Genomic DNA, 20,586 nt, shown 5'->3' with positions numbered 1-20,586 from the left:
ACCAATGCCGTCCTCCCTATACCCTACACCCTACCCCCTATACCCTATTAGTGACCAAGAAATCACAGTTCCAGTCGTAAATGAGCCAGAGAAACAGACATATTACGGAGCTGTAGACTATCAAGGGAGGACAATTACTGCTGAAAGCTTATGACAAGGGCAACTCACTCTCATACTATTGATTATCTCCGATATCTGCTGAATGAGTCTCCTGACCAAGGATTGCTGATTTTGTGCGATGGTGCTACTTATCACCGCTCCAAAGAGATTCAAGATTTCTTGGCAGAGGTTAATCAAGGCTTGGCAGCCGAACAATGGAAAATACACTGCGAACGCTAAAGCTCCTAATTGTCCAGAACAAAATCCGATTGAAGATATTTAGTTACAAGCCAAAACATGGGTAAGGCGTTTTTGTGCGTTGATACCAACATACTCGCATTTGAAGTGGATGTTTGAGTGGTTTCTTCGACACACAAATGAGTGATTTTGCCACTCTTGAGATGTACGGAATTTGTTCAAAACTCAAATAGGATTCCTATATTTGATATTTATTAAGTTTTTGTATGATAAATATTTCAGCCGTTAGCATTAATTAATTATAGATGTATAGATGTTCAAATTTACTTGAATTCAATATTCACCATAAAAGCACCGAAAAAACCAAAAATCCAAATAATTAAATTGTGCCAAGTATTAGCAAGTTATGTTGCTGAAAATCGGCACAATTAAGATTTGAATATTTTGTAACTTTAAGCAAGGAAACCCGCAAAAAATTCTAGGGTTTCTTTCAGTGCTTTGATGAAAATATCAATTTCTTCGCGGGTGTTGTAGAAAGATAGACTTGCTCGTGCGGTTGCAGCAAGACCTAAGTAACGGTGTAATGGTTGAGTACAGTGGTGTCCAGAACGGATAGCAACGCCTTCTTGATCTAATAATGTAGATAAGTCGTTGGCGTGGACTTCCCCGGCTGTGAATGACGCAAGAGCGGCTCTACCTTCACCTTTAGCATTTGGTTTGGGGCCGTAAATTCTAATTTGGGGAATTTGCTCTAATTGTTGGAACAAATAAGCTGTTAATTCTGCTTCGTAGGCGTGGATTTTATCCATGCCAATACTGTTAAGATAATCTATCGCAGTACCAAGCGCGATCGCTTCTCCAATTGCAGGTGTACCGGCTTCAAATTTATGTGGTAATTCTGCATAGGTGGAATGGTCTAAAAACACCTCTGCAATCATCTCACCACCACCAAAAAATGGTGGCATTGATTCCAGCAATTCCAACTTGCCATACAGAAATCCTATCCCAGTTGGGGCGCACATTTTGTGACCGGAAGCTACCAACCAATCACAATCTATCTGCTGCACATCAACGGGGAAGTGAGGGACACTTTGGCAAGCATCAACTAAGAATTTAGCACCGTATTTGTGAGCGATCGCACCAATTTCTTCCACTGGGTTAATGCAACCCAAAGCATTAGAAATATGCACCACCGACACTAGTTTTGTTTTGTCGGAAATCAGTTTTTTAAACTGTGACAAATCAAAAGTTTCTTCTGGTGTTAATTCTACAAATTTCAGTACTGCACCCGTTTTTTGTGCCACCAATTGCCAAGGCACAATATTACTATGGTGTTCCATCACCGAGAGAATAATTTCATCTCCCGGCTGCAAATTATTCATTCCCCAACTGTAGGCTACTAGGTTAATCGCCTCACTAGCGTTGCGGGTGTAGACGATTTCCTGACGGGATGCAGCATTGATAAATTTGGCAACTTTATCTCTAGCACCTTCATAAGCATCAGTAGCTTTAGCACTCAGCGTATGAGCGCCGCGATGCACGTTAGCATTATAGTGTTCGTAATAATCCCGTAGAGTATTTAACACCAACAAAGGCTTTTGTGATGTCGCAGCATTATCGAGATAAACCAGGGGTTTACCGTTGACTTCCTGATGCAATATCGGGAAGTCAGCGCGAACTTTATCGGCAAGGGTTTTGGTAGGAGTGAAAGTCATTGGTAGATTAATTATTAGTTATTAGTCATTAGTCATTAGTCAGAGACTTAAGATTATTGACTGTACTTAACAGGATTTCTCGTAGAGAAGGAACTGGTATTTGGTTGATGATTTCGGCGGCGAAGGCGTTTATTAACAATTTACGAGCATCGTTTTCATCAATTCCCCGACTTTGCAGATAGAATATTTCATCATCTTCCAATTGGCTAACGGTAGCACCGTGGGCGCATTTGACATTATCTGCCGTAATTTCCAATTGGGGTTTGGTATCAACTCTGGCTTTGGATGATAGCAGCAAGTTGCGATTCAACTGGGCTGCATTTGTCAACTGCGCTGGTTTGGGTACAAAAACTTTACCATTGAACACCGCATGAGCGCGATCGCCTACAATACATTTATGCAATTGGTCACTTGTACCGTGGGGATAGTTGAGTGCGATCGCACTGTGAGTATCTGCCAATTGCTTACCAGAAATCATCGTCAAAGCATTGAGAGTAGTTTCTGTCTGCTCACCAGTTTGCAAAATCTCCAAATTGTGCCGTGACAACTTCGCACCTAAAGTTATGGCATGACTTGTATATCGACTATCACGAGCTTGGGCGATCGCAGTTTTCCCAATATGAAAAGCCTCTGCACCTTCTCGCTCAACCCTAGTGTGACTCACTTTTGCATTGTCAGCAACCCAAATTTCCGTAACCGCATTGGTGAAATATACTCCCTCTTTCTTTGCGCCTTGGTGGTTCGTATACTCTTCAACCAACGTTACCTGCGAACCACTTTCTGCCACCACCAAACAACGCGGCTGCGAAATCATTGCCGTCTCACCCGCAACCGAAATAAACACCAAATGAATTGGCGTTTCAACTACCACATTCTTCTTCACCCACACCACAGCAGCATCAGTTATCCCAGCCGTGTTGAGAGCAGTAAAAACTTCCTGCGCTCCCTCAGCTTGAGCTAAATACTGCCGTACACCCTCCTGCTCAACCACAGACAAAGCAGCCAAATTACTCACCACAATTCCAGATGGTAAATCTGAAACTGCGGATAACTCCGGTGCAAAAACACCATTAACAAATACCAAACGACTGTTAGCCGCTTCTGGCAAAATATCAAATTCTAGAGATGCAAAATTTACCGTCTCTAGATTAAATTGCACCTTTCGCAAAGACGACAAATCAGTAAATCGCCATTCTTCCTCGCGGGTAGTTGGGATAATCGAGTGACGTACCCAATTAGCAGCACTTTGGCGTAATTCCTGCAACCAACCTTCTGTTTTCGTTGCCGTTACTTGATTTAACAACCCAGTCAGATAATCATCTCTATCTAACAGAGTCGATGTCAAACTGACTACATTTGAATTAGGAATAGGACTAGGAGATACTTGAATACTCATTACACACCCACCTCAGCAGCTGCAAATTCTGCCAGCACCCAATCATAACCGCGAGACTCTAATTCTAATGCCAGTTCCTTACCGCCACTGGTAATAATCTGCCCCTGTGCCATCACATGCACAAAATCAGGCACTATATAATCGAGTAACCGCTGATAGTGAGTAATCAAAATTGTGGCATTTTCTGGACTTGCCAGTTGATTTACCCCATTCGCTACAATTCTAAGTGCGTCAATATCCAAACCCGAATCAGTCTCATCCAAAATTCCCAACTTTGGTTCCAGCAGCGCCATTTGCAGAATTTCATTCCGCTTCTTCTCACCACCAGAAAACCCTTCATTCAAACTCCGACTGAGAAAACTGGAATTCATCTTCACTACATCCAGCTTTTCCTCAATCAAATCGTCAAAATCAAAAGCGTCTATTTCCTCTAAACCTTGTGCCTTGCGACGAGAATTGTATGCCACCCGCAAGAAATCCAAATTGCTCACACCGGGAATTTCTAACGGATACTGAAACGCCAAAAATACACCACTTCTTGCACGTTCCTCCGGTTCTAACTCCAGAAGATTTTGCCCCTGAAAAATCACCTCACCACCAGTCACCTCATACGCCGGATGCCCAGCCAAAACCTTAGAAAAGGTACTCTTACCAGAACCATTCGGCCCCATAATCGCATGAATTTCACCCGATCGCACCTCCAAATTCACACCCTTAAGAATCGGTGTCCCATCAACATTAGCCGTCAGATTCCGTACTGACAGCACAACTTCACTATTTTCAATAATCATTTTCTCTCTTCTCTCTACTTCGCGCTCTTGGCGTCTTCGCGGTAGCCTGCGGCAAGCCCTCCGGGTTCAGCAGTCGCTCATGGGGGAAACCCCCAAGACCGCGCTGCTTCCTTCACCGCTTTGCGTCTACGTTATTCTTCCTAAAGATAAACACAGAACGCGGATGTCTCTGTGTTTATCCTTGCTTCCATTTAGCCAACACTGCCTTCCAACTTCAAACTCAACAATTTATCAGCTTCCACAGCAAACTCCATCGGTAGCTGATTGAAAACATCCTTACAGAAGCCGCTAACCATCATCGAAATGGCATCTTCTGAAGAAATACCTCGTTGAGCAAAGTAGAACAGTTGATCTTCCCCAATCTTAGAAGTAGAAGCTTCGTGCTCCACCTTCCCAGTATTATTTTGCACCTGGATATAAGGGAAAGTATTAGCATGGGCATTATCCCCAATCAGCATTGAGTCGCACTGGGAATAATTTCTCGCCCCTTTAGCTGTCGGGTTGACTTTCACCAAACCCCGGTAGCTATTACTAGAATTACCTGCGGAGATTCCTTTAGAAATAATTGTACTGCGAGTATTCTTACCTACGTGAATCATCTTTGTACCCGTATCGGCTTGCTGCTGATGATTTGTCAGCGCCACCGAGTAAAACTCACCCACAGAGTTATCACCCACCAACACACAGCTAGGATATTTCCAAGTAATTGCCGAACCTGTTTCTACTTGAGTCCAGGAAATCTTAGAATTTACGCCCTGACACAAACCGCGCTTGGTGACAAAGTTGAAAATACCGCCTTTACCATTAGCATCTCCAGCGTACCAGTTTTGCACGGTAGAGTATTTTATTTCAGCGTTGTCGAGGGCGACGAGTTCCACAACAGCGGCGTGCAGCTGGTTGCTGTCATACATCGGTGCGGTGCAACCTTCGAGGTAAGAAACATAACTACCTTCTTCGGCGACAATCAAAGTCCGCTCAAATTGTCCCGTGTCACCAGAGTTGATGCGGAAGTAGGTAGATAGTTCCATTGGGCATTTCACGCCTTTAGGAATGTAAACAAAGGAACCATCGCTAAATACGGCGGCGTTTAAGGCGGCAAAGTAATTGTCAGCTACAGGAACAACGCTACCCAGGTATTTTTTAATTAGTTCTGGGTGTTCTTGTAACGCTTCCGAAATTGAGCAGAAAATAACGCCGTCTTCCGCTAGCTTTTCTTTAAATGTAGTGGCGACAGAGACGCTATCGAAAATCGCATCGACGGCGACGTTTGCCAGTCGCTTCTGTTCAGATAGGGAAATGCCTAACTTCTCGAAGGTTTCTAAAAGGGTTGGATCAACTTCGTCCAAGCTGTTTAATTTTTCTTTCTTGCGTTTCGGCGCTGAGTAATAAATGATATCCTGATAATTTATTGGCGGATACTTGACGTTTGGCCAAGTTGGTTCAGTCATTTTTTGCCACTGGCGATAAGCCTTGAGGCGAAAGTCCAGCATGAACTGCGGCTCGTTCTTTTTAGAGGAGATCAAGCGAACAACGTCCTCGTCTAGTCCACGCGGAATAGTGTCGGCTTCAATATCGGTGATAAAGCCGTACTTGTAGGGTTGGTTGACTAAGGTTTTGACAGTGGCACTCATCAGTAATAATCTCTCTTGTTCAGAACTCTTTTAGGATGGGAGGCGGGCTGTGGCTAACCGATTCCCATATCACGTTACGGAATGGTTACACGGCTGCTAGAATAGTGGTGGATAATAAAACAACAGCTATGTTGTTTAACTTATCTTCATTTTACGCTATATTAACAACAACAATGTTGTCAAAGTCAAATTTTCAAAGAAATTTTTGGGACGTTCGCTGAACGTCTTGCACCAACCATAAGATGGCGACTACCCACCAGTCCTCAACCAAACAAGATATCCTAGAATATCTGCACAAACACGAAAAAGCAACGGCTTTGGAGCTAGCTGAACTTTTAGACGTTACCCCCCAAGCGATTCGTCGCCATCTCAAAGATTTGGAGACGGAGGAGCTAGTTTTGTATTCATCGACAGTGCAGGCGGCGGGGATGGGGCGTCCGCAGCACCTTTATCAACTGAGTCGTCAGGGACGTGATCGCTTGCACCGAACAATGAGCGATCGCTTTGGTGATGGCCATGGAAATTTTGCGGTTTCGCTGCTAGACACCTTAGCCGAAACGGTAGGACACGAGCAATTCAAATGGATTTTACAGAAACAGTGGGAGCGCAAAGCACTAGAATACCGCGATCGCGTGGGTAATGGTTCACTGCGAGAACGTGTAGCCAACTTAGTCGAGTTGAGAAAAGCGGAAGGCTTCATGGCGGAGTATCACCCTGTTGATGTGAATGACTGCTTCGAGAGCGATCGCTTTATCTTAATGGAGTATAACTGCGCCATTTCTAACGTTGCCGAGTCTTTCCCCAGCATCTGTGGTCACGAATTAGAAATGTTTGCAGCCGTCTTACCTGATTGTACCGTAGAACGCACCCACTGGATTATTGATGGTCAACATCGTTGTGGGTATTTAGTACAAGTTCGCCATTAATCATTTGTCATTAGTCATTTGTCATTAGTCCTTTTTTTAATAACTAATGTCCAATACCCAACTAACTTTGAGATAGCATTTCATTTTTTCATTTATGGACGTACCACCACAGCAACCATCAGCACAATTTTTAACTCTAGAAGAATCAGCCAAAGTAGATGCTGCCTTGTTGTCTTCCCCAGAAAAGTTTTTAACAAGATTGACAATTTCATCACTTAAGCTTTTGAAGCATATCGCCCAAGAGTACGGTGTTGATATTGAAGATTTGACAGCACAGCAAGTAATTGCCTGGTTTGAAAAAGATGGCAAAATTCGACGCGAGCAGGGAATTGAAGGTTCATATCTGAAATGGTGATTTGCAGTAGTAAAATTTTCGTTGCATTTATAGTAACCGTCTAGTCGATTAGGACGTAAACTAAAAGTATTATCATGATCTGCTATCGTCTGATTTGCTATGGCAAAACCCTACAGTTACGATTTCCGCTCTTATGGTGATCCAATCGATTGAGTTAGATGGATTGAAGAAAAGTGAAGCCAGTGAACTCTTCAATATCAGCCGCAACACGATCAACCTATGGTTGCAGCGCAAAGCCGAAACTGGAGATGTTCATCCAAAGCCCAACCACCCATCTGGAAACAACCACTTGCATCACAGACTGGGAGCAATTTCGGGCTTTTGCTAAATCTCATGGTGATAAAACCCAGGTAGAGATGGCTCAACTGTGGGAGGGCAACATTAGCGATGCCTACGGCGAGCTACGCTAACGCACAATTGCAAGAGCGTTAAAGAAAATAGGGTTCACGCGAAAAAAAGACCTATGGCTATCAAGAGCGCGATGAAATCAAACGGCAAGGATTCATAGAACAGTTGACAACCCAAGCAGATGAAACGATTGTTTATGTCGATGAAGCGGGTATGGACAATCGAGAAGATTACGGTTATGGCTGGAATCAGAAAGGAGAACGGTTTCATGCTCTCAAATCAGGACGAAGGCAACGCCTGTGTTAATATGATTGCGGCCTTGCGTAACCACCAACTAATGGCTCCTTTTACAATCGTTCGCGTAGCGTCTCCGATAGGAGAAGGTTCCTGCAACCGGATTGTGTTTGAAATTTGGTTGGAAACCTGCTTAATCCCTTTGCTTGAACTGTTTGGCAGGTGGTAGTCATCGATAATGCCACATTCCATAAAGGCGGTCGCATTGAGCAACTGATTCAGCAAGCAGGTTGTAAACTGCTGTACTTACAACCTGTTTCACCGGATCTCAACAAGATTGAGCGATGCTGGTCTTGGCTCAAAAGTCGCATTCGCAAGCAACTTGACCAATATGAGTGTCTACGGGATGCGATGGAGCATATCTTACATCTAGCGTCCTAACCGTTATGGCGGATGCTATACTTAGAAAAAATAACCATAAAAATATCGCGCTTTTAAAAAACAGAAATGTTTCTTAGAAGCGCGATATTCACAGATAAGCATTTTTGCTTAAAGTCTAATATTGGAGCGAGAACCTTTTAAGTACTTCGCAACATAAAGCATAGTATTAATTGTCGGTTGATGACCCTGATGCACTCGGACAAACATCTTGGCAACAGCAAAATTAATTGGACGCTACAAACGCCAAGCTTAAATAATAAACAAAAAACACCTTTTTTAAGGTGCTTTTATTTAAAAATAAATAACATTTGATTTTTCAAACAATTATTTAAGCATTGTAAGTGTTAGTCCGAGGACTACGAGCGCCAGTTACGGCTCCAATCATTGAGGCTATTAAACCCAACAAAGAACCAAACACAAACCACCACAATCCCGAACGTATATTAGCTGCCGTTTCACGAGCTTGTTGGGCACTTATGTTTGCTTGTGGTACATTAACACCACCTTGCTGTTGTACTTGGTTTATGACTTCCCCTGCGTTAGAAGCAGCAACACCAAAAGCACCAGATACTCCGCTTGCTAAAAGCCATGAGCTAACTGCCAAAGTCGTTGCCCAAAGAATTGCGCCGTTAAGAAGAGCTGTATTGCGGTTCATCGGACCACAAGCACGAGCTGTAACCCAACCACCAGTAAATAGGGAAATTAGTAGAGCGATAGTTGACCAAAGCCCCGCATTACCGGCAGCGTTAGGGGCAATTGTTCTAGGTGCACCTGAACCCGCAACTGTGCCTGCCGCAACCGCAGCAATGATAGAACTCAAAATTAATTGTGTAGCCAAAGAAACCAACAAACCAGCAATAATTGGTCCCCAGCGAACACGATCATGATATTCAGCTACTCTACCTGCTACCCCAGTATCAGTAGATATAACGTCATTGCCTGTCCGATTTACGTATGACATCGCTTATGTTCTCCAGTGCTGTTTCAGCAAAGTTCCTGCTCGGGTATATTCATCTTTATGCTTCAAATTAAATAACTAAATGTTCTGTTTTAGTCTCTATCAATAGAAAGATTTAATAGGTATATCTTTAGCTAGAAAAAATAAATTTAAGTTAACAATTTTTAATATAATAGTTTAGGATTTATTTATGTCTTATTTTCTAAATTTTTTATATAAAAATTCTTAACTTAAAATCCAACTATTATCTAGCTATCAGAAAGTAGCTTTAATTATGTATGCAATTAGACTTAATCTAATTAAAACTTTCTAATGTATTGTCAAAAGTAAAAATCATCAAAAACTAACGCATCCTCACAGCAGTGCCTGTGGCAGTAATCAGCAAAAGCACTCCTGACTGGTCAATATTTATTGTGCCAGTATCAATTTCAATCCCAATTACAGCATTTGCTCCTAAACGTTGTGCGCGTTGTTCTAATTCTTCTAGTGCCTTGCGTTGACCCTGCTCAAATAGACGCTCATAGCTAGCAGTGCGTCCACCGATAATATCTCGAATACCAGCCAAAAAATCCCGCAAGAAATTGCTGCCGTAGACTACTTCTGCTGTCACAATGCCTAAATATGACTCAATCACGGCTCCTTGAATTACATCAGTGGTAGTTATAATCATAAATTAACCTCCTATATGGTATATATCTTGATATTTATTAAAGTGTTTTGATAAATACTTTAATAATTGTAATTATTATTACAGAATACAGGCTTATAAACATCCTCTCACACAATTTGAAATTGCGCTTTGGGTTTTAGTATTGTCCTAAACAGATTAATGGAGCATTTTCCAGTTTAGATTTATCTTACCTTTGAATGAGCAAAAAAGCATGTAAATGCCTGGATGATAACTTCTCAAAGGGTACTATCAAGGATTAAAAATGTCAGAAAAATTGGATACAGAGTCACTCGCTTCTCTACGAGACGCTGCGCGAACGCTCGAATTCAAAATTCAAAATTCAAAATTCACGCATTCAATCCCACGACTTAAGCCGTAAGCTCTGGAACTCTTGACGCCTTGCGCCTCTCTACGAGACGCTGCGCGCCTCGGAGGAATTCTTTTTTAAAGTGGGCTTGTATTCCACAACTAAAGTTTTATTCGTAATTTTCCATTTTTAATTTTTAATTTTCTATTTTTAATTGTTTTGTCAAAGGCTATAAGCTTGCTGCATCAGAATCTAGGATTAAGTCAGATACCTGTTGAGTTATTCTGAGTAACACGTATAACTACTGATTAAAATATGTGTTGTTTTGCTATAGTACTGGTTTATATGTATAGTACTTTCACCTGCTCCTCGATCGCTGACACTTCATCCTTCAGTAAAAACTCTGTTATGTAGTGCTAAATGTAAATGAAAGGAGAATGAACTATTAACATCTTAATCAATACGAAGAAATACAGTTTTCAAAAGTCCATATTTTTGTTTTAATGTACAAGAAAAAAGTCCTTTAAAATTTCAGGAAATTTACTGTGTACAAGCCGACATCATTCGTGTTTAGTGTGGTGTTATTAGGATGTTTTACTTTCACCATACCTTCAGTAGCTCAGGCTCAGGTATTAGTGGCGCAAGCCAAAAACTCAGAGTTAAAGCAATTACTGGAGGAAGGACGGAGGTTAGTGAATGCCGGTGATTATGGTGGTGCGATCGCTGTTTATCAGCAAGCAGCTAGTATAGATCCCAAAAATGCTAAAATTCATTCAGGTATTGGGTATTTATACGCTCAACAGGGAAATTACCAGGCAGCATTAACAGCTTATCGTCGGGCGATTGCTATCAATCCTAACAATAGTGATTTTTACTATGCTGTGGGTTACATCAAAGCCAATTTGGGCGACACACGTGGGGCAAAGGAAGGTTATCGTCGTGCCATACAGCTCAACCGTAACAATGTCAATGCCTATTTAGGATTGGCTGTGACGCAATCGCGTATGGGAGACTATACTGCTGCTACCTGGGCATACCAACAAGCAATCGATTTGGATAAAAACAATGCCCAAACTTATGAGTTGATGGGTTCGATGTATAAACAGCGACGACAAGCCAAACAAGCAAACAGCTTGCTTCAGAAAGCCCGTAACTTGTACAAGCAGCGCAAGGACTCAGATGGCGTAGAAAGGGTAGAAGCCATGCTGCGGCAGTTAGGAGGATGAGGTTAATCTAACTGGCGTCCCGTTAATTCTACAAAAATATCTTCCAGATTAGAGGGACGCACCATCATTCCGGTTTTATCGGGCTGTTCATTCAAGTAGATATTTGCTGCTTCCAAGGATGGGAAAAACAGATATTCCCAATTACGAGCGCCATCATCTCCGACGTTAGACACACCTAATTGTTTCATCACCAAACCTTCACCGTGAGCAGAACGCAGCTGTTGTAAAGTTCCCAAAGAAATCAGCTTACCGCTATCCATAATACCGATGCGTCCTGGCTTGGTAGAACCAAAGGCATCGCACAAAAATTCGACCTCATCCATATAATGGGTCGTCAGTAGCATCGTCATCCCTTGTTTATTTAAATCCCGAATAATTTCCCAAAGGCGTCGCCTGGTCTGGGGGTCTAGTCCTACCGTTGGTTCATCTAAAAACAAAATTTGTGGTTGATGCAATAAAGCTCTCGCAATTTGCAATCGTCGTTTCATACCCCCAGATAGGGTTTTTACCAAATCATCACGTTTTTCTGTTAGCTCAACATACTCTAGCCATTGATTTATCAATTTTTGTCGCTGCGGGTTACTAATGTGATGTAGTCTCCCGTGCAGTTCCATATTTTCCCAGACGGTTAAATCGTTATCCACACTGACCTGTTGCAAGACTACGCCAATACTCTGTTTTGCCAACGTTGCTTGGCTCATCACATTATATCCACCTACTTCTATGCGTCCTTGGGAGGGTTTGGTGAGTGTAGTCAGCATCCGAATTGTAGTTGATTTACCCGCACCGTTCGGGCCAAGTAGAGCAAATATCTCTCCCGCTTCAATTTGGAATGACAGGTCATTGACTACGGGTACATTGTTGTAAAACTTGTAGACATTTTCTAAAAAGACAGCAGCAGTCACGTCGCTTCGCTCCGAATTAAAAATTAAAAATTAACAAGCTCATAAATAAATTTAGTTGCTTTATATCCTTTTCTGTTTCGGTCATAGATAAATTTGCTCTTAATAAATACTACCATTCTGATTACATCAAACTAAATATATTTTATTAACCCTTAGATAACTCAATCTTTACTTGTTGACATAACAACGTGTGGTAAACAGTTATCCTGTAATACTTTATTTAGTTTAAGGTTGCTATTATTTAGTATGGAATCTCATCACCCATTGAAGCTTAATCGGCGTCACTTTTTGCTACGTTCAGCTATCACAGCCGGTGGAATTATTTCCACAAACCTTGTAACCAAATCACCAGTTTTTGGCGAAGCACCTGCAATTATCACCTCTGATAAAATGCGTCCTGACATACCTTATGGTGTAGCTAGCGGCGATATATCTAACGATAGCATTGTCATCTGGAGTCGGAGCGATCGCCCCGCCAAAATGATCGTAGAATATTCTACCAGCGAATCTTTTAAAAATGTGCAGCGAGTTGTGGGGCCCAATGCTTTAAAAAATAGCGACTTTACAGCACGACTTTATCTGAGGAACCTGCCACCAGACCAAAAATTATTTTATCGGGTGATTTTTCAAGATTTAGATTATCAACGCACCTACAGCGCTCCTTTTTATGGTACTTTCCGAACTACCCCCAAATCTGGACGAGATATATTCTTTGTTTGGGGTGGCGACACCGCCGGTCAAGGATGGGGAATTAATCCTGATTTTGGTGGGATGAAAATCTACGAAACTATGCGCCAACTTCATCCCGACTTTTTCATCCATTCTGGCGATAATATTTATGCTGATGGCCCGATTCAATCAGAAGTAACTTTAGACGACGGCACAATTTGGAAAAACATCACCACACCAGAAAAATCCAAAGTAGCAGAAACCCTCACAGAATTTCGTGGCAACTATATATACAATTTGCTTGATAAAAACATCAAGCGTTTCAATGCTGAAGTTCCCATATTGGCGCAGTGGGACGACCACGAAACAAGAAACAATTGGTATCCTGGGCAAATTATCCTCAATGATGACCGTTATACAGTTAAAAATGTTAACTTGCTAGCCGAAAGGGCAAGACAAGCGTTTTTAGAATATCTGCCTATCGGATATGAGAGCAATAATCCAGATAAAGCGAAAATTTATCGCTCTTTCAACTATGGCCCATTATTAGACATTTTCATGCTGGATGAGCGCACCTATCGAGGACTAAATAGTCCCAATAATCAGCCAGTACCAAGTAAAGAAACAGACTTTTTAAGCAGAAAACAAGTGCAATGGTTGAAAAGGCGATTGCTGTCATCAAAAGCAACATGGAAGGTGATTGCTAGTGATATGCCTTTGGGGCTGATAGTTCGAGACGGTAGCACTGATTTTGAAGCTTGGGCTAATGGAGATGGCCCAGCTTTAGGAAGAGAATTAGAACTTGCCGATTTACTACGATTTATCAAAAACAAAAATATCCAGAATGTTGTTTGGTTAACTGCTGATGTACATTACGCAGCAGCCCACTATTACAACCCCGCCAAAGCCCAGTTTACCGACTTCAAGCCTTTTTGGGAGTTCGTCGCCGGACCGCTTAACTCTGGTACATTTGGGCCTAACCAATTGGAAAATACCTTTGGGCCACAATTAGTATTTCAAAGCCTTCCTCCAGATACAAAAGCAAATCGACCGCCAAGTGAAGGTTTGCAATTCTTTGGAGGAGTTAAAATTGATGGAAATACAAAGGTGATAACGGTAACATTGCGTAATTTGGCTGGAAAGGCTATTTATAGTGTAGATTTACCGCCAGAAAAATAAATCCTCAAAAGCATAGTGAGATGTAGCCAGTTAGATACAGTAATTACGCATTTTTTTACTTTGTCTGCTGGCTTTGCTGTTTTTTTGCTGAGATGTTGAAGAAGAAAAATTTTGTGCGATCGCAGATTCTCAGTCGGTGAAGACGACGGAAAAAAAGGGAAGGTCTACGGTTTCGATGGTGATGAAGAGTGCTGAGTTCCGAGTGCCTCGGCTTAGAGTTATAGCAAAGTGCTGAGTGCTGAGTATAAACCCAGTTAAATCAAGGCTTTTAGCAATCAACATTGTCCTAACCTATGTGGCTACGGCTATAAAAAACCGCCCACTAGGGGCGGGGCTAATACCTACATACATAAGTGTTAAGCAAGTCTTAATTTACTCAAATTTCAAGACTCAGTACTGAATTTGGTAAAAAGGTTAAAGGGCGTAAGCGCCGTATAGTAGTAGATTCTCAGGGGTTGTTGACTGGTATTTTAGGCAAAGGACGCAAAGGACACAAAGAAAGAAAGAAGTTAAAAAGGCTTGGCGCAGCTTCACGAAGAAATGGTTTTAATCGTGAATAAAAAAGTAGGTAGTCATGCTGAAGGCAACAATCATCACAAATTTCCGAATTAGGTGGGGTTCAAGTTTACGAGCATAATGGGCACTTAAATAACCACCAAGAGAGCCACCGACTGCCATCAAAATAGCTTGATGCCAAGCAATTACACCTGCAAAAATAAATGGAACGATCGCAATACCATTGATACAACTCCCTAAAAATGTCTTAAAAGCATTCATTGTGTGAATACTTTTGATACCTAAAAACGTTAGAGTTGCCAGCATTAAAATTCCTATACCTGCGCCAAAGAAACCGCCATAGATTGCGATCGCTAATTGAGCCAGTACCAAATTAAACAAGGGTACAGATTCCGGTGATGTATTCTGGTTTCGACGCTGCAACCACTTTTTGAACGGTTCACCAAAGGTAAAAACAAGTGTTGCCAGCAGCAACAGATAGGGAATCAACTTTTTAAAGACATCTGGCGATGTATATAACAAAGCTATGGAGCCAATCATGCCACCAATTAAACTGACAACACATAGAAGTAAAAAATCTCGCCGCTCGATACCTAAATCTTGACGATATGCTCCAGCACTTGCTAGAGCAGCCACCCAAATTGCGGTATTATTCGTGGCGTTAGCTGCAATCGGCGGTACACCCGTAAAGATGAGAGTTGGAAAGGTAATAAAGCTCCCACCACCCGCTACAGCATTTAAGCCGCCTGCAATGAAAGCAGTACTAAACAAAAGCAAACTATGGATAAACGTTAATGATGGCGGCATTATTTTGAATTACGAATTACGAATTATGAATTACGAATTACAAATCTGGGAATATCACTTGGAGAATGGGCAATCAAGTCAGCACCATGAGCTTTTAATTCCTCCTCAGTTCCATAGCCATAGGTGACACCAATTGAGGCGATTTGATGGCACTTGGCTCCAATGATGTCATGTGAGCGATCGCCTACCATCACCACAGTAGAAGATGAAAGATTTTCCGTCACTAATATGTAGTGAATCAAGTCGCCTTTCATGCTCCGCGTTCCGTCAAGTTCGCTACCATAAACACTATCAAAAAGCAATGATAAACCAAAATATTCAATAATTTGTGTAGCATAAATATATGGTTTAGAAGTTGCAACAAAAGTTTTATAACCAGCAAAACGAATGGCTTTTAGGACTTCTGAAATTTGGGGATAAAGTGAGTTTTCAAATAATCCAATTGTGGCAAAGCGATGACGATATAGTAAAAGAGCCTGTTCAAGTACTGTGCTATCCAAGGTATTGAGTAATTGCGAAAAGCTATCTTTCAGTGGTGGGCCAATACACCAATTTAATTCATCAGCATTCGGTGGTTTGTAACCGAGTTCAGAGAGCGCATACTGAATGCAGCGAGTGATGCCAAGTTGAGGATCTGTCAACGTTCCGTCTAAATCAAAAAGAACAGCGTCAGAAAGCATATATTGATATTAATTCGTAATTAAGAAAGTCGATTTTAATCTGGGTTTCTAGGTCTGCATCTGTAGCTTTCTTTGGGATAATTGGTATTACATAAAGTATTCTAAAAGTCCCCAATGCCCAATGCCTAGTTACTAATTTAACCCCTAAGTTTGAGCGATTTAATAAAGCCTTCTGCACTAAGTAAGGCGATCCCCAATGTGACAACACCAATCCCTACACTCTGAATCACGTTTAAAGTTTCGTTAATCGTTATCCATGCAACTAACGCTGTCAATGCTGGACTGCTAGAGCCGATTATGGAGGCGGTAGATGCGCCAACCATCCGAATCCCTACATTGTTTAAAGTGTGTCCGAGAAAGCTGACAAGACCCGAAAATATGCTACCAATCCATAGGGGTGTCCAGTCAAGTTGGGCGTTATTAGCTGGCCAGAACAGTAAGCTAATACCGGAGAGCAGTAGAGTGGAGGCAAAACTGATCCAGGTAAAGGGAACTGGATGGAATTTTTCTAAACATTTTTGGGCAATGATACAATAAAAAGCGTAAACAATTCCAGCGCCAAAACTAGCGAAAATGCCGATCGCAATGGTATGACTGCTGTAGGTGTCCGAAGATTGGGGAATGGTGAGAGCGCTTCCCACCAGAATAATAGCCATTACTAGCCAACGGAACAATGTGGGGCGATCGCCAAAAAACCTCCAAGACAGCAGAGCTGTAAATACGGGATAGGTGAAGAAGAGGGTCAAGGCAATGCCTGTGGGAATCAAGCCAATAGCAATGTAGAGTGAGGCAATATATACAAACATCAGTACCCCACAGCCAAGAGCTTGAATCAGAACATCCCTACGCTTGCGGGTGAACAAGTTTTGGAGTTCTGTCCAAGCAGATGGATATAGCTTAAATGATAGAGATGCCATGAGTGGAACCACCAGCAGCATTCGCATGAACATCAGCAAGAAGGAATTCTGCAAATCCGGTTTAACGTATCCACCGAGTAAAAATAAACCTAGTACGAGATGTTCTGAAAACAAAACTCGGACAGTAACGTTGTGAAACGTCAAAACAAAGGAGGATAGAAGAACCGTTAGGATGCCCAACACGATAAAAAGTTTCCTTAGAGACGACTTGATTGTATTGTTAAAACCACTGGAATAACAAACTAGATGAAGTATTGAGGAAATCAAAGCCGTCGCTTCAAAAACACTGCCAGTTGTTCAATCAAAACTATGCCAAGGAACCGACGCCCACAGGTTCAGGAGCAGTCTTTGTAATGAACTGGTTCACCGGACGAGGCAAACCAAGATTTTCGCGCAAAGTACTACCTTCATACTCAGTACGAAATATTCCTCGGCGTTGCAGTTCGGGAATTACCAAGTCCACGAATTCATCTAAACCCCCAGGTAGCCAGGGCGGCATGATGTTAAATCCATCAGCCCCACCATTAACGAACCAATCTTCTAACTGATCGGCAATATGTTGTGGTGTTCCGAGAATCGTTCGATGTCCCCGCGCTCCTGCAATCCACAAATACAGTTGTCGGATTGTTAAGTTCTCTCTGCGGGCAAGATCGGTGATCAGCTGCAAGCGGCTTTTGCCAGCGTTGGTATCTGGCAGATCCGGCAGCGGCCCATCTAGGGGATATTTAGACAAATCATGGCCACCCACTAGCCCAGAAAGCAGCCCTAATCCGACCAGGGGATGGATCAACTCCTGAAGTTGCTCATATTTATCCTTAGCTTCCTGCTCAGTCTTACCAATTACCGGGAACACCCCTGGCATGATTTTGAGATGGTCAGGGGAACGTCCGTATTTAGCTAATCTCCCCTTGACGCTGGCATAGAACGTTTGAGCTTCTGCCAATGTCTGTTGTGCAGTGAAAATCGCCTCTGCTGTTTGGGCAGCTAAATCCTGTCCAGCCTCAGAAGATCCAGCTTGTACAATTACTGGATATCCCTGCGGTGGACGCGCCACATTCAACGGGCCGCGCACCGAGAAATATTTGCCCTTGTGGTGGGGAATATGCAACTTTTCTGCATCGAAGTAAATACCTGACTCCTTATTGTGGAGAAAAGCATCGTCTTCCCAACTGTCCCAAAGTTTGGTGACAACATCCACAAATTCCCTTGCCCGTTCATAGCGTAGCGAGTGTTCTAGGTGGTTTTCTTGGCTGAAATTCTGCGCTGCGGCTTCAGCAGCAGAGGTTACAAGATTCCATCCGGCACGACCACCGCTGAGATAATCTAGTGATGCAAACTTGCGGGCGAGATGAAAAGGTTCATCATAAGTCGTTGATGATGTTGCCACCAACCCGATATTTTCTGTCACCACAGACAGAGCCGACAACAAGGTTAAAGGTTCAAAGTGGACACTGAATTGTCCCGAACGGCTGAAAGCCTCAGTCCCTTGCCCTCGATCCCAGACGGCTAAACCATCTGCGAGGAAAAGCATATCAAATTTACCCCGTTCAGCTGTTTGTGCCAGCTGCTTGTAATGTTGGAAGTTTAGACCTCCATCAGCCGGGGTGTTGGGATGTCGCCATGCTGCGACGTGATGACCACTACCGGGTAAAAATGCTCCGAGTTTAAGTTGTTTTTTTGTACTCATGTTTGTATTTGCGAGGGTGTACTTATGCTTTTTTCGTTCTCTTGTTTGGAACAAGAAAATGTTAGTTATTAAGACTCTGGTCTTGTTGCTTGGATGGAGGGTAGTTTAGAGAATTCATCGTACCAATGAGCAAGTTTTGGATATTTCTGCCGCCATTGGAGATTGGGAAGACGGATCTCTAGTCCCAGTGCAGAGGCGAGGGTTATATGAGCAAGTTTTGGAGTTTGGTCGAGTTTATCTGATATCTTCTCGAAATAGTCCAAAATTCTCAACGCCCGCTCACGCTCAAACTCGATCACCCCAGGTGATTGCTCACTGTGGGGACGCCTTAACTCCCTTACCCAGACAGCAATACCATCTATGAACCCACCAGTCATACCTTCGAGTTGCTGTAAAAAGCCATTAGAAATGTCAGCAACTAGTTTAATTTCAGGATTTAAGTGATTCAGATAGACGCAAATTATACGTGTTTCACTCAAGATAAATCCGTCGTCAGTCGTTAGAGTTGGTACTTTACCTGTAGGGTTGTAATTAAGTAGGTCGTTGTTTGGATCTCGTGCAATGACTTTTTGCGTTTCGATGCGATTGCACAGATTCAGTTCTAGTCTTGCTACCCGTGCAATGCGTGCATAGGGTGAGTTAGGTGTATAGAAGAGTTTCATAAAAAAGCGCGATCGTCATTAGATACTGGATTCAAATGTCTATCGTTTTAACATTTGAAAAAATCTGGTTAAGAAATTAGGAAATGTCTGAAAGATATTTCAGTGGCATTTACTAGTTTGTCAAGTTTAAATTCATAGGTAAGCAAGTTCGTAGTAAGGACTTTAGTCCTTATTTTCTAAGCACTTTAGCGCTTACTACAAACCCTTTTGTACTACTTTGACAATGCATTACTTTGAGTCTCCCCATTGGTTCAACTCAATTAGTAGTTCGTTTCGGCGCTTTGGTGATGTAAATGCTACCTTGATCGCATTACGAGTTACGGCAAGCAATTCGGCTGGAGAAAAACCGAGGGCATGGGCTACTGTATACTCCCGCCCAATGGTGGTACAGATTTGGACAGGATCATCTGTACAAAGGGCGATCGCAACACCAGATACAAGCTGCCGAACCGGATGCTCTGTATAAGAAGCGACGGCTCCCAAGACAACGTTACAAGTAAGGGAACACTCAACGGTAACGCCGCTCGTTGCCAGCAGTTCTAACAAATGCGGGTCACGAACAGCCTGTGTTGCATGACCGATCCGCGTCAGTCCAGGGACGCACAGGGCAGCAGCAATATTGGCGGTGGAGAATTCGCCTGCGTGCGCGGTAATACCTAGCCCCACCGCAGCAGCCCGTTTTGCGATGTGATAGGCAGTTGTCCAATCTGCCTCGGTGTCATACGGTTCGTATAGGAAATCTATACCGCTTAGTCCCTCATCTGCTGCCTGAATACAACCTTGTAAAAGTTGCTCCAGGCGATCGCGATCGTATCGACCTAGCATGAACACGAAAACCGCCTCAGCACAAAGCCGGGGATGTCGCGCCTGGACGCGACGCTCGGCTTCTCGAAACAATGACATAAAGTCGGGTTGTAGTACCGCCTCTTTGCCAAAACGCACTTCTACCAGGATGGCTCCATCTGCTGCTGCCTCATCCAGCAAATCCTCAATCCACGCTACGAAGTTTTCTGCTTCAGCATCAGCGTCTCGCGCAGCAGGGAAAATTCTACCAAGCTGCTGGAGGCGCGGCATTCCAGGTGGTGTTTCAGTCATCAACTGTTCAGCCCAGTGCCGCCAATTATAGGATGTCCGCCCTTCGCGCCGCGCTAACACTCGGTCAAGGCGCGGCGACCATTCCTGATGGATGTGTAAGTCTGCCTTGGGAAGTGCAGCAATAATTGGATTTGACTCTATTTCAGCAAGCGGCATAATGAATGCAGTCTCCAC

Annotated in this window: 17 protein-coding genes and 2 pseudogenes; 6 read left to right on the top strand and 13 right to left on the bottom strand. The window is 42.8% G+C overall.

Annotation, left to right across the window (positions count from 1 at the left end; all coding sequences use genetic code 11):
• Positions 1 to 530 (top strand): annotated as a pseudogene (locus tag HWQ58_RS23405) (transposase); the annotation flags it as partial.
• 219 nt (positions 531 to 749) lie between these two features.
• On the opposite strand, the gene HWQ58_RS23400 reads toward HWQ58_RS23405, so the two are convergent.
• The 4 genes from HWQ58_RS23400 to sufB all read right to left on the bottom strand — a co-directional run bounded on the left by HWQ58_RS23400 (position 750) and on the right by sufB (position 5,830).
• Positions 750 to 2,012 (bottom strand): cysteine desulfurase, encoded by a 1,263-nt coding sequence (locus HWQ58_RS23400; protein WP_292867802.1) that lies wholly within the window; start codon positions 2,010 to 2,012, stop codon positions 750 to 752.
• 28 nt (positions 2,013 to 2,040) lie between these two features.
• On the bottom strand, positions 2,041 to 3,408 hold the full coding sequence (sufD, locus tag HWQ58_RS23395; protein WP_292867799.1) for a Fe-S cluster assembly protein SufD: 1,368 nt from the start codon (positions 3,406 to 3,408) through the stop codon (positions 2,041 to 2,043).
• On the bottom strand, positions 3,408 to 4,199 hold the full coding sequence (gene sufC / locus HWQ58_RS23390; RefSeq protein WP_292867796.1) for a Fe-S cluster assembly ATPase SufC: 792 nt from the start codon (positions 4,197 to 4,199) through the stop codon (positions 3,408 to 3,410). Before sufC ends, sufD begins: the two co-directional genes overlap by 1 nt.
• A gap of 191 nt (positions 4,200 to 4,390) precedes the next feature.
• Complete coding sequence (sufB, locus tag HWQ58_RS23385) at positions 4,391 to 5,830, bottom strand: Fe-S cluster assembly protein SufB (protein ID WP_292867793.1); 1,440 nt, start codon at positions 5,828 to 5,830, stop codon at positions 4,391 to 4,393.
• A gap of 242 nt (positions 5,831 to 6,072) precedes the next feature.
• Between sufB and sufR the strand changes: the two genes are divergently transcribed.
• The 3 genes and pseudogenes from sufR (at position 6,073) to HWQ58_RS23370 (ending at position 8,134) form a co-directional block, all read left to right on the top strand.
• Positions 6,073 to 6,756, top strand: a complete 684-nt coding sequence (gene sufR, locus HWQ58_RS23380) for an iron-sulfur cluster biosynthesis transcriptional regulator SufR (RefSeq protein WP_292867790.1) — start codon at positions 6,073 to 6,075, stop codon at positions 6,754 to 6,756.
• Between the two features lie 94 nt (positions 6,757 to 6,850).
• The gene (locus HWQ58_RS23375; protein ID WP_292867787.1) at positions 6,851 to 7,111 is read left to right on the top strand and encodes a hypothetical protein; all 261 of its coding nucleotides are present in this window, start codon (positions 6,851 to 6,853) and stop codon (positions 7,109 to 7,111) included.
• Between the two features lie 99 nt (positions 7,112 to 7,210).
• Positions 7,211 to 8,134, top strand: a pseudogene (locus HWQ58_RS23370) (IS630 family transposase).
• A 328-nt stretch (positions 8,135 to 8,462) separates the two neighbouring features.
• Here HWQ58_RS23370 and HWQ58_RS23365 read toward each other — a convergent pair.
• Together HWQ58_RS23365 and HWQ58_RS23360 are read right to left on the bottom strand one after the other, a co-directional pair.
• Positions 8,463 to 9,095, bottom strand: coding sequence for a hypothetical protein (locus tag HWQ58_RS23365; protein ID WP_292867784.1), 633 nt, complete (start codon positions 9,093 to 9,095; stop codon positions 8,463 to 8,465).
• Between the two features lie 340 nt (positions 9,096 to 9,435).
• Complete coding sequence (locus HWQ58_RS23360) at positions 9,436 to 9,762, bottom strand: YbjQ family protein (protein WP_292867781.1); 327 nt, start codon at positions 9,760 to 9,762, stop codon at positions 9,436 to 9,438.
• A gap of 852 nt (positions 9,763 to 10,614) precedes the next feature.
• Between HWQ58_RS23360 and HWQ58_RS23355 the strand changes: the two genes are divergently transcribed.
• Positions 10,615 to 11,295 (top strand): tetratricopeptide repeat protein, encoded by a 681-nt coding sequence (locus tag HWQ58_RS23355; protein ID WP_292867778.1) that lies wholly within the window; start codon positions 10,615 to 10,617, stop codon positions 11,293 to 11,295.
• A 2-nt stretch (positions 11,296 to 11,297) separates the two neighbouring features.
• Here the strand turns inward: HWQ58_RS23355 and HWQ58_RS23350 are convergent, their stop codons facing one another.
• Complete coding sequence (locus HWQ58_RS23350; protein WP_292867775.1) at positions 11,298 to 12,200, bottom strand: ABC transporter ATP-binding protein; 903 nt, start codon at positions 12,198 to 12,200, stop codon at positions 11,298 to 11,300.
• Between the two features lie 246 nt (positions 12,201 to 12,446).
• On the opposite strand from HWQ58_RS23350, the gene HWQ58_RS23345 reads away from it, so the two are divergent.
• Complete coding sequence (locus HWQ58_RS23345) at positions 12,447 to 14,048, top strand: alkaline phosphatase D family protein (protein WP_292867772.1); 1,602 nt, start codon at positions 12,447 to 12,449, stop codon at positions 14,046 to 14,048.
• 546 nt (positions 14,049 to 14,594) lie between these two features.
• On the opposite strand, the gene HWQ58_RS23340 is transcribed toward HWQ58_RS23345, so the two are convergent.
• The 6 genes from HWQ58_RS23340 to HWQ58_RS23315 all read right to left on the bottom strand — a co-directional run bounded on the left by HWQ58_RS23340 (position 14,595) and on the right by HWQ58_RS23315 (position 20,568).
• On the bottom strand, positions 14,595 to 15,371 hold the full coding sequence (locus HWQ58_RS23340; RefSeq protein ID WP_292867769.1) for a sulfite exporter TauE/SafE family protein: 777 nt from the start codon (positions 15,369 to 15,371) through the stop codon (positions 14,595 to 14,597).
• Positions 15,372 to 15,394: 23 nt separating this feature from the next.
• On the bottom strand, positions 15,395 to 16,051 hold the full coding sequence (locus HWQ58_RS23335; protein WP_292867766.1) for an HAD family hydrolase: 657 nt from the start codon (positions 16,049 to 16,051) through the stop codon (positions 15,395 to 15,397).
• Between the two features lie 137 nt (positions 16,052 to 16,188).
• Entirely contained in the window at positions 16,189 to 17,151 is a 963-nt protein-coding gene (locus HWQ58_RS23330; protein WP_292867763.1) for a DMT family transporter, read from the bottom strand.
• Between the two features lie 124 nt (positions 17,152 to 17,275).
• Entirely contained in the window at positions 17,276 to 18,655 is a 1,380-nt protein-coding gene (locus HWQ58_RS23325) for an LLM class flavin-dependent oxidoreductase (RefSeq protein ID WP_292867760.1), read from the bottom strand.
• Between the two features lie 68 nt (positions 18,656 to 18,723).
• Entirely contained in the window at positions 18,724 to 19,317 is a 594-nt protein-coding gene (locus HWQ58_RS23320) for a glutathione S-transferase family protein (RefSeq protein WP_292867757.1), read from the bottom strand.
• A gap of 228 nt (positions 19,318 to 19,545) precedes the next feature.
• Positions 19,546 to 20,568: a hypothetical protein gene (locus HWQ58_RS23315; protein WP_292867754.1), complete on the bottom strand. Its 1,023-nt coding sequence runs from the start codon at positions 20,566 to 20,568 to the stop codon at positions 19,546 to 19,548.
• Between the last annotated feature and the right edge of the window lie 18 nt (positions 20,569 to 20,586).

This window comes from Nostoc sp. LPT (assembly GCF_017115165.1).
Classification (GTDB): Bacteria; Cyanobacteriota; Cyanobacteriia; order Cyanobacteriales; family Nostocaceae; genus Nostoc.
The sequence above is the reverse complement of the archived record's forward strand: the minus strand, read 5'-3'. Positions and strand labels throughout refer to the sequence as shown.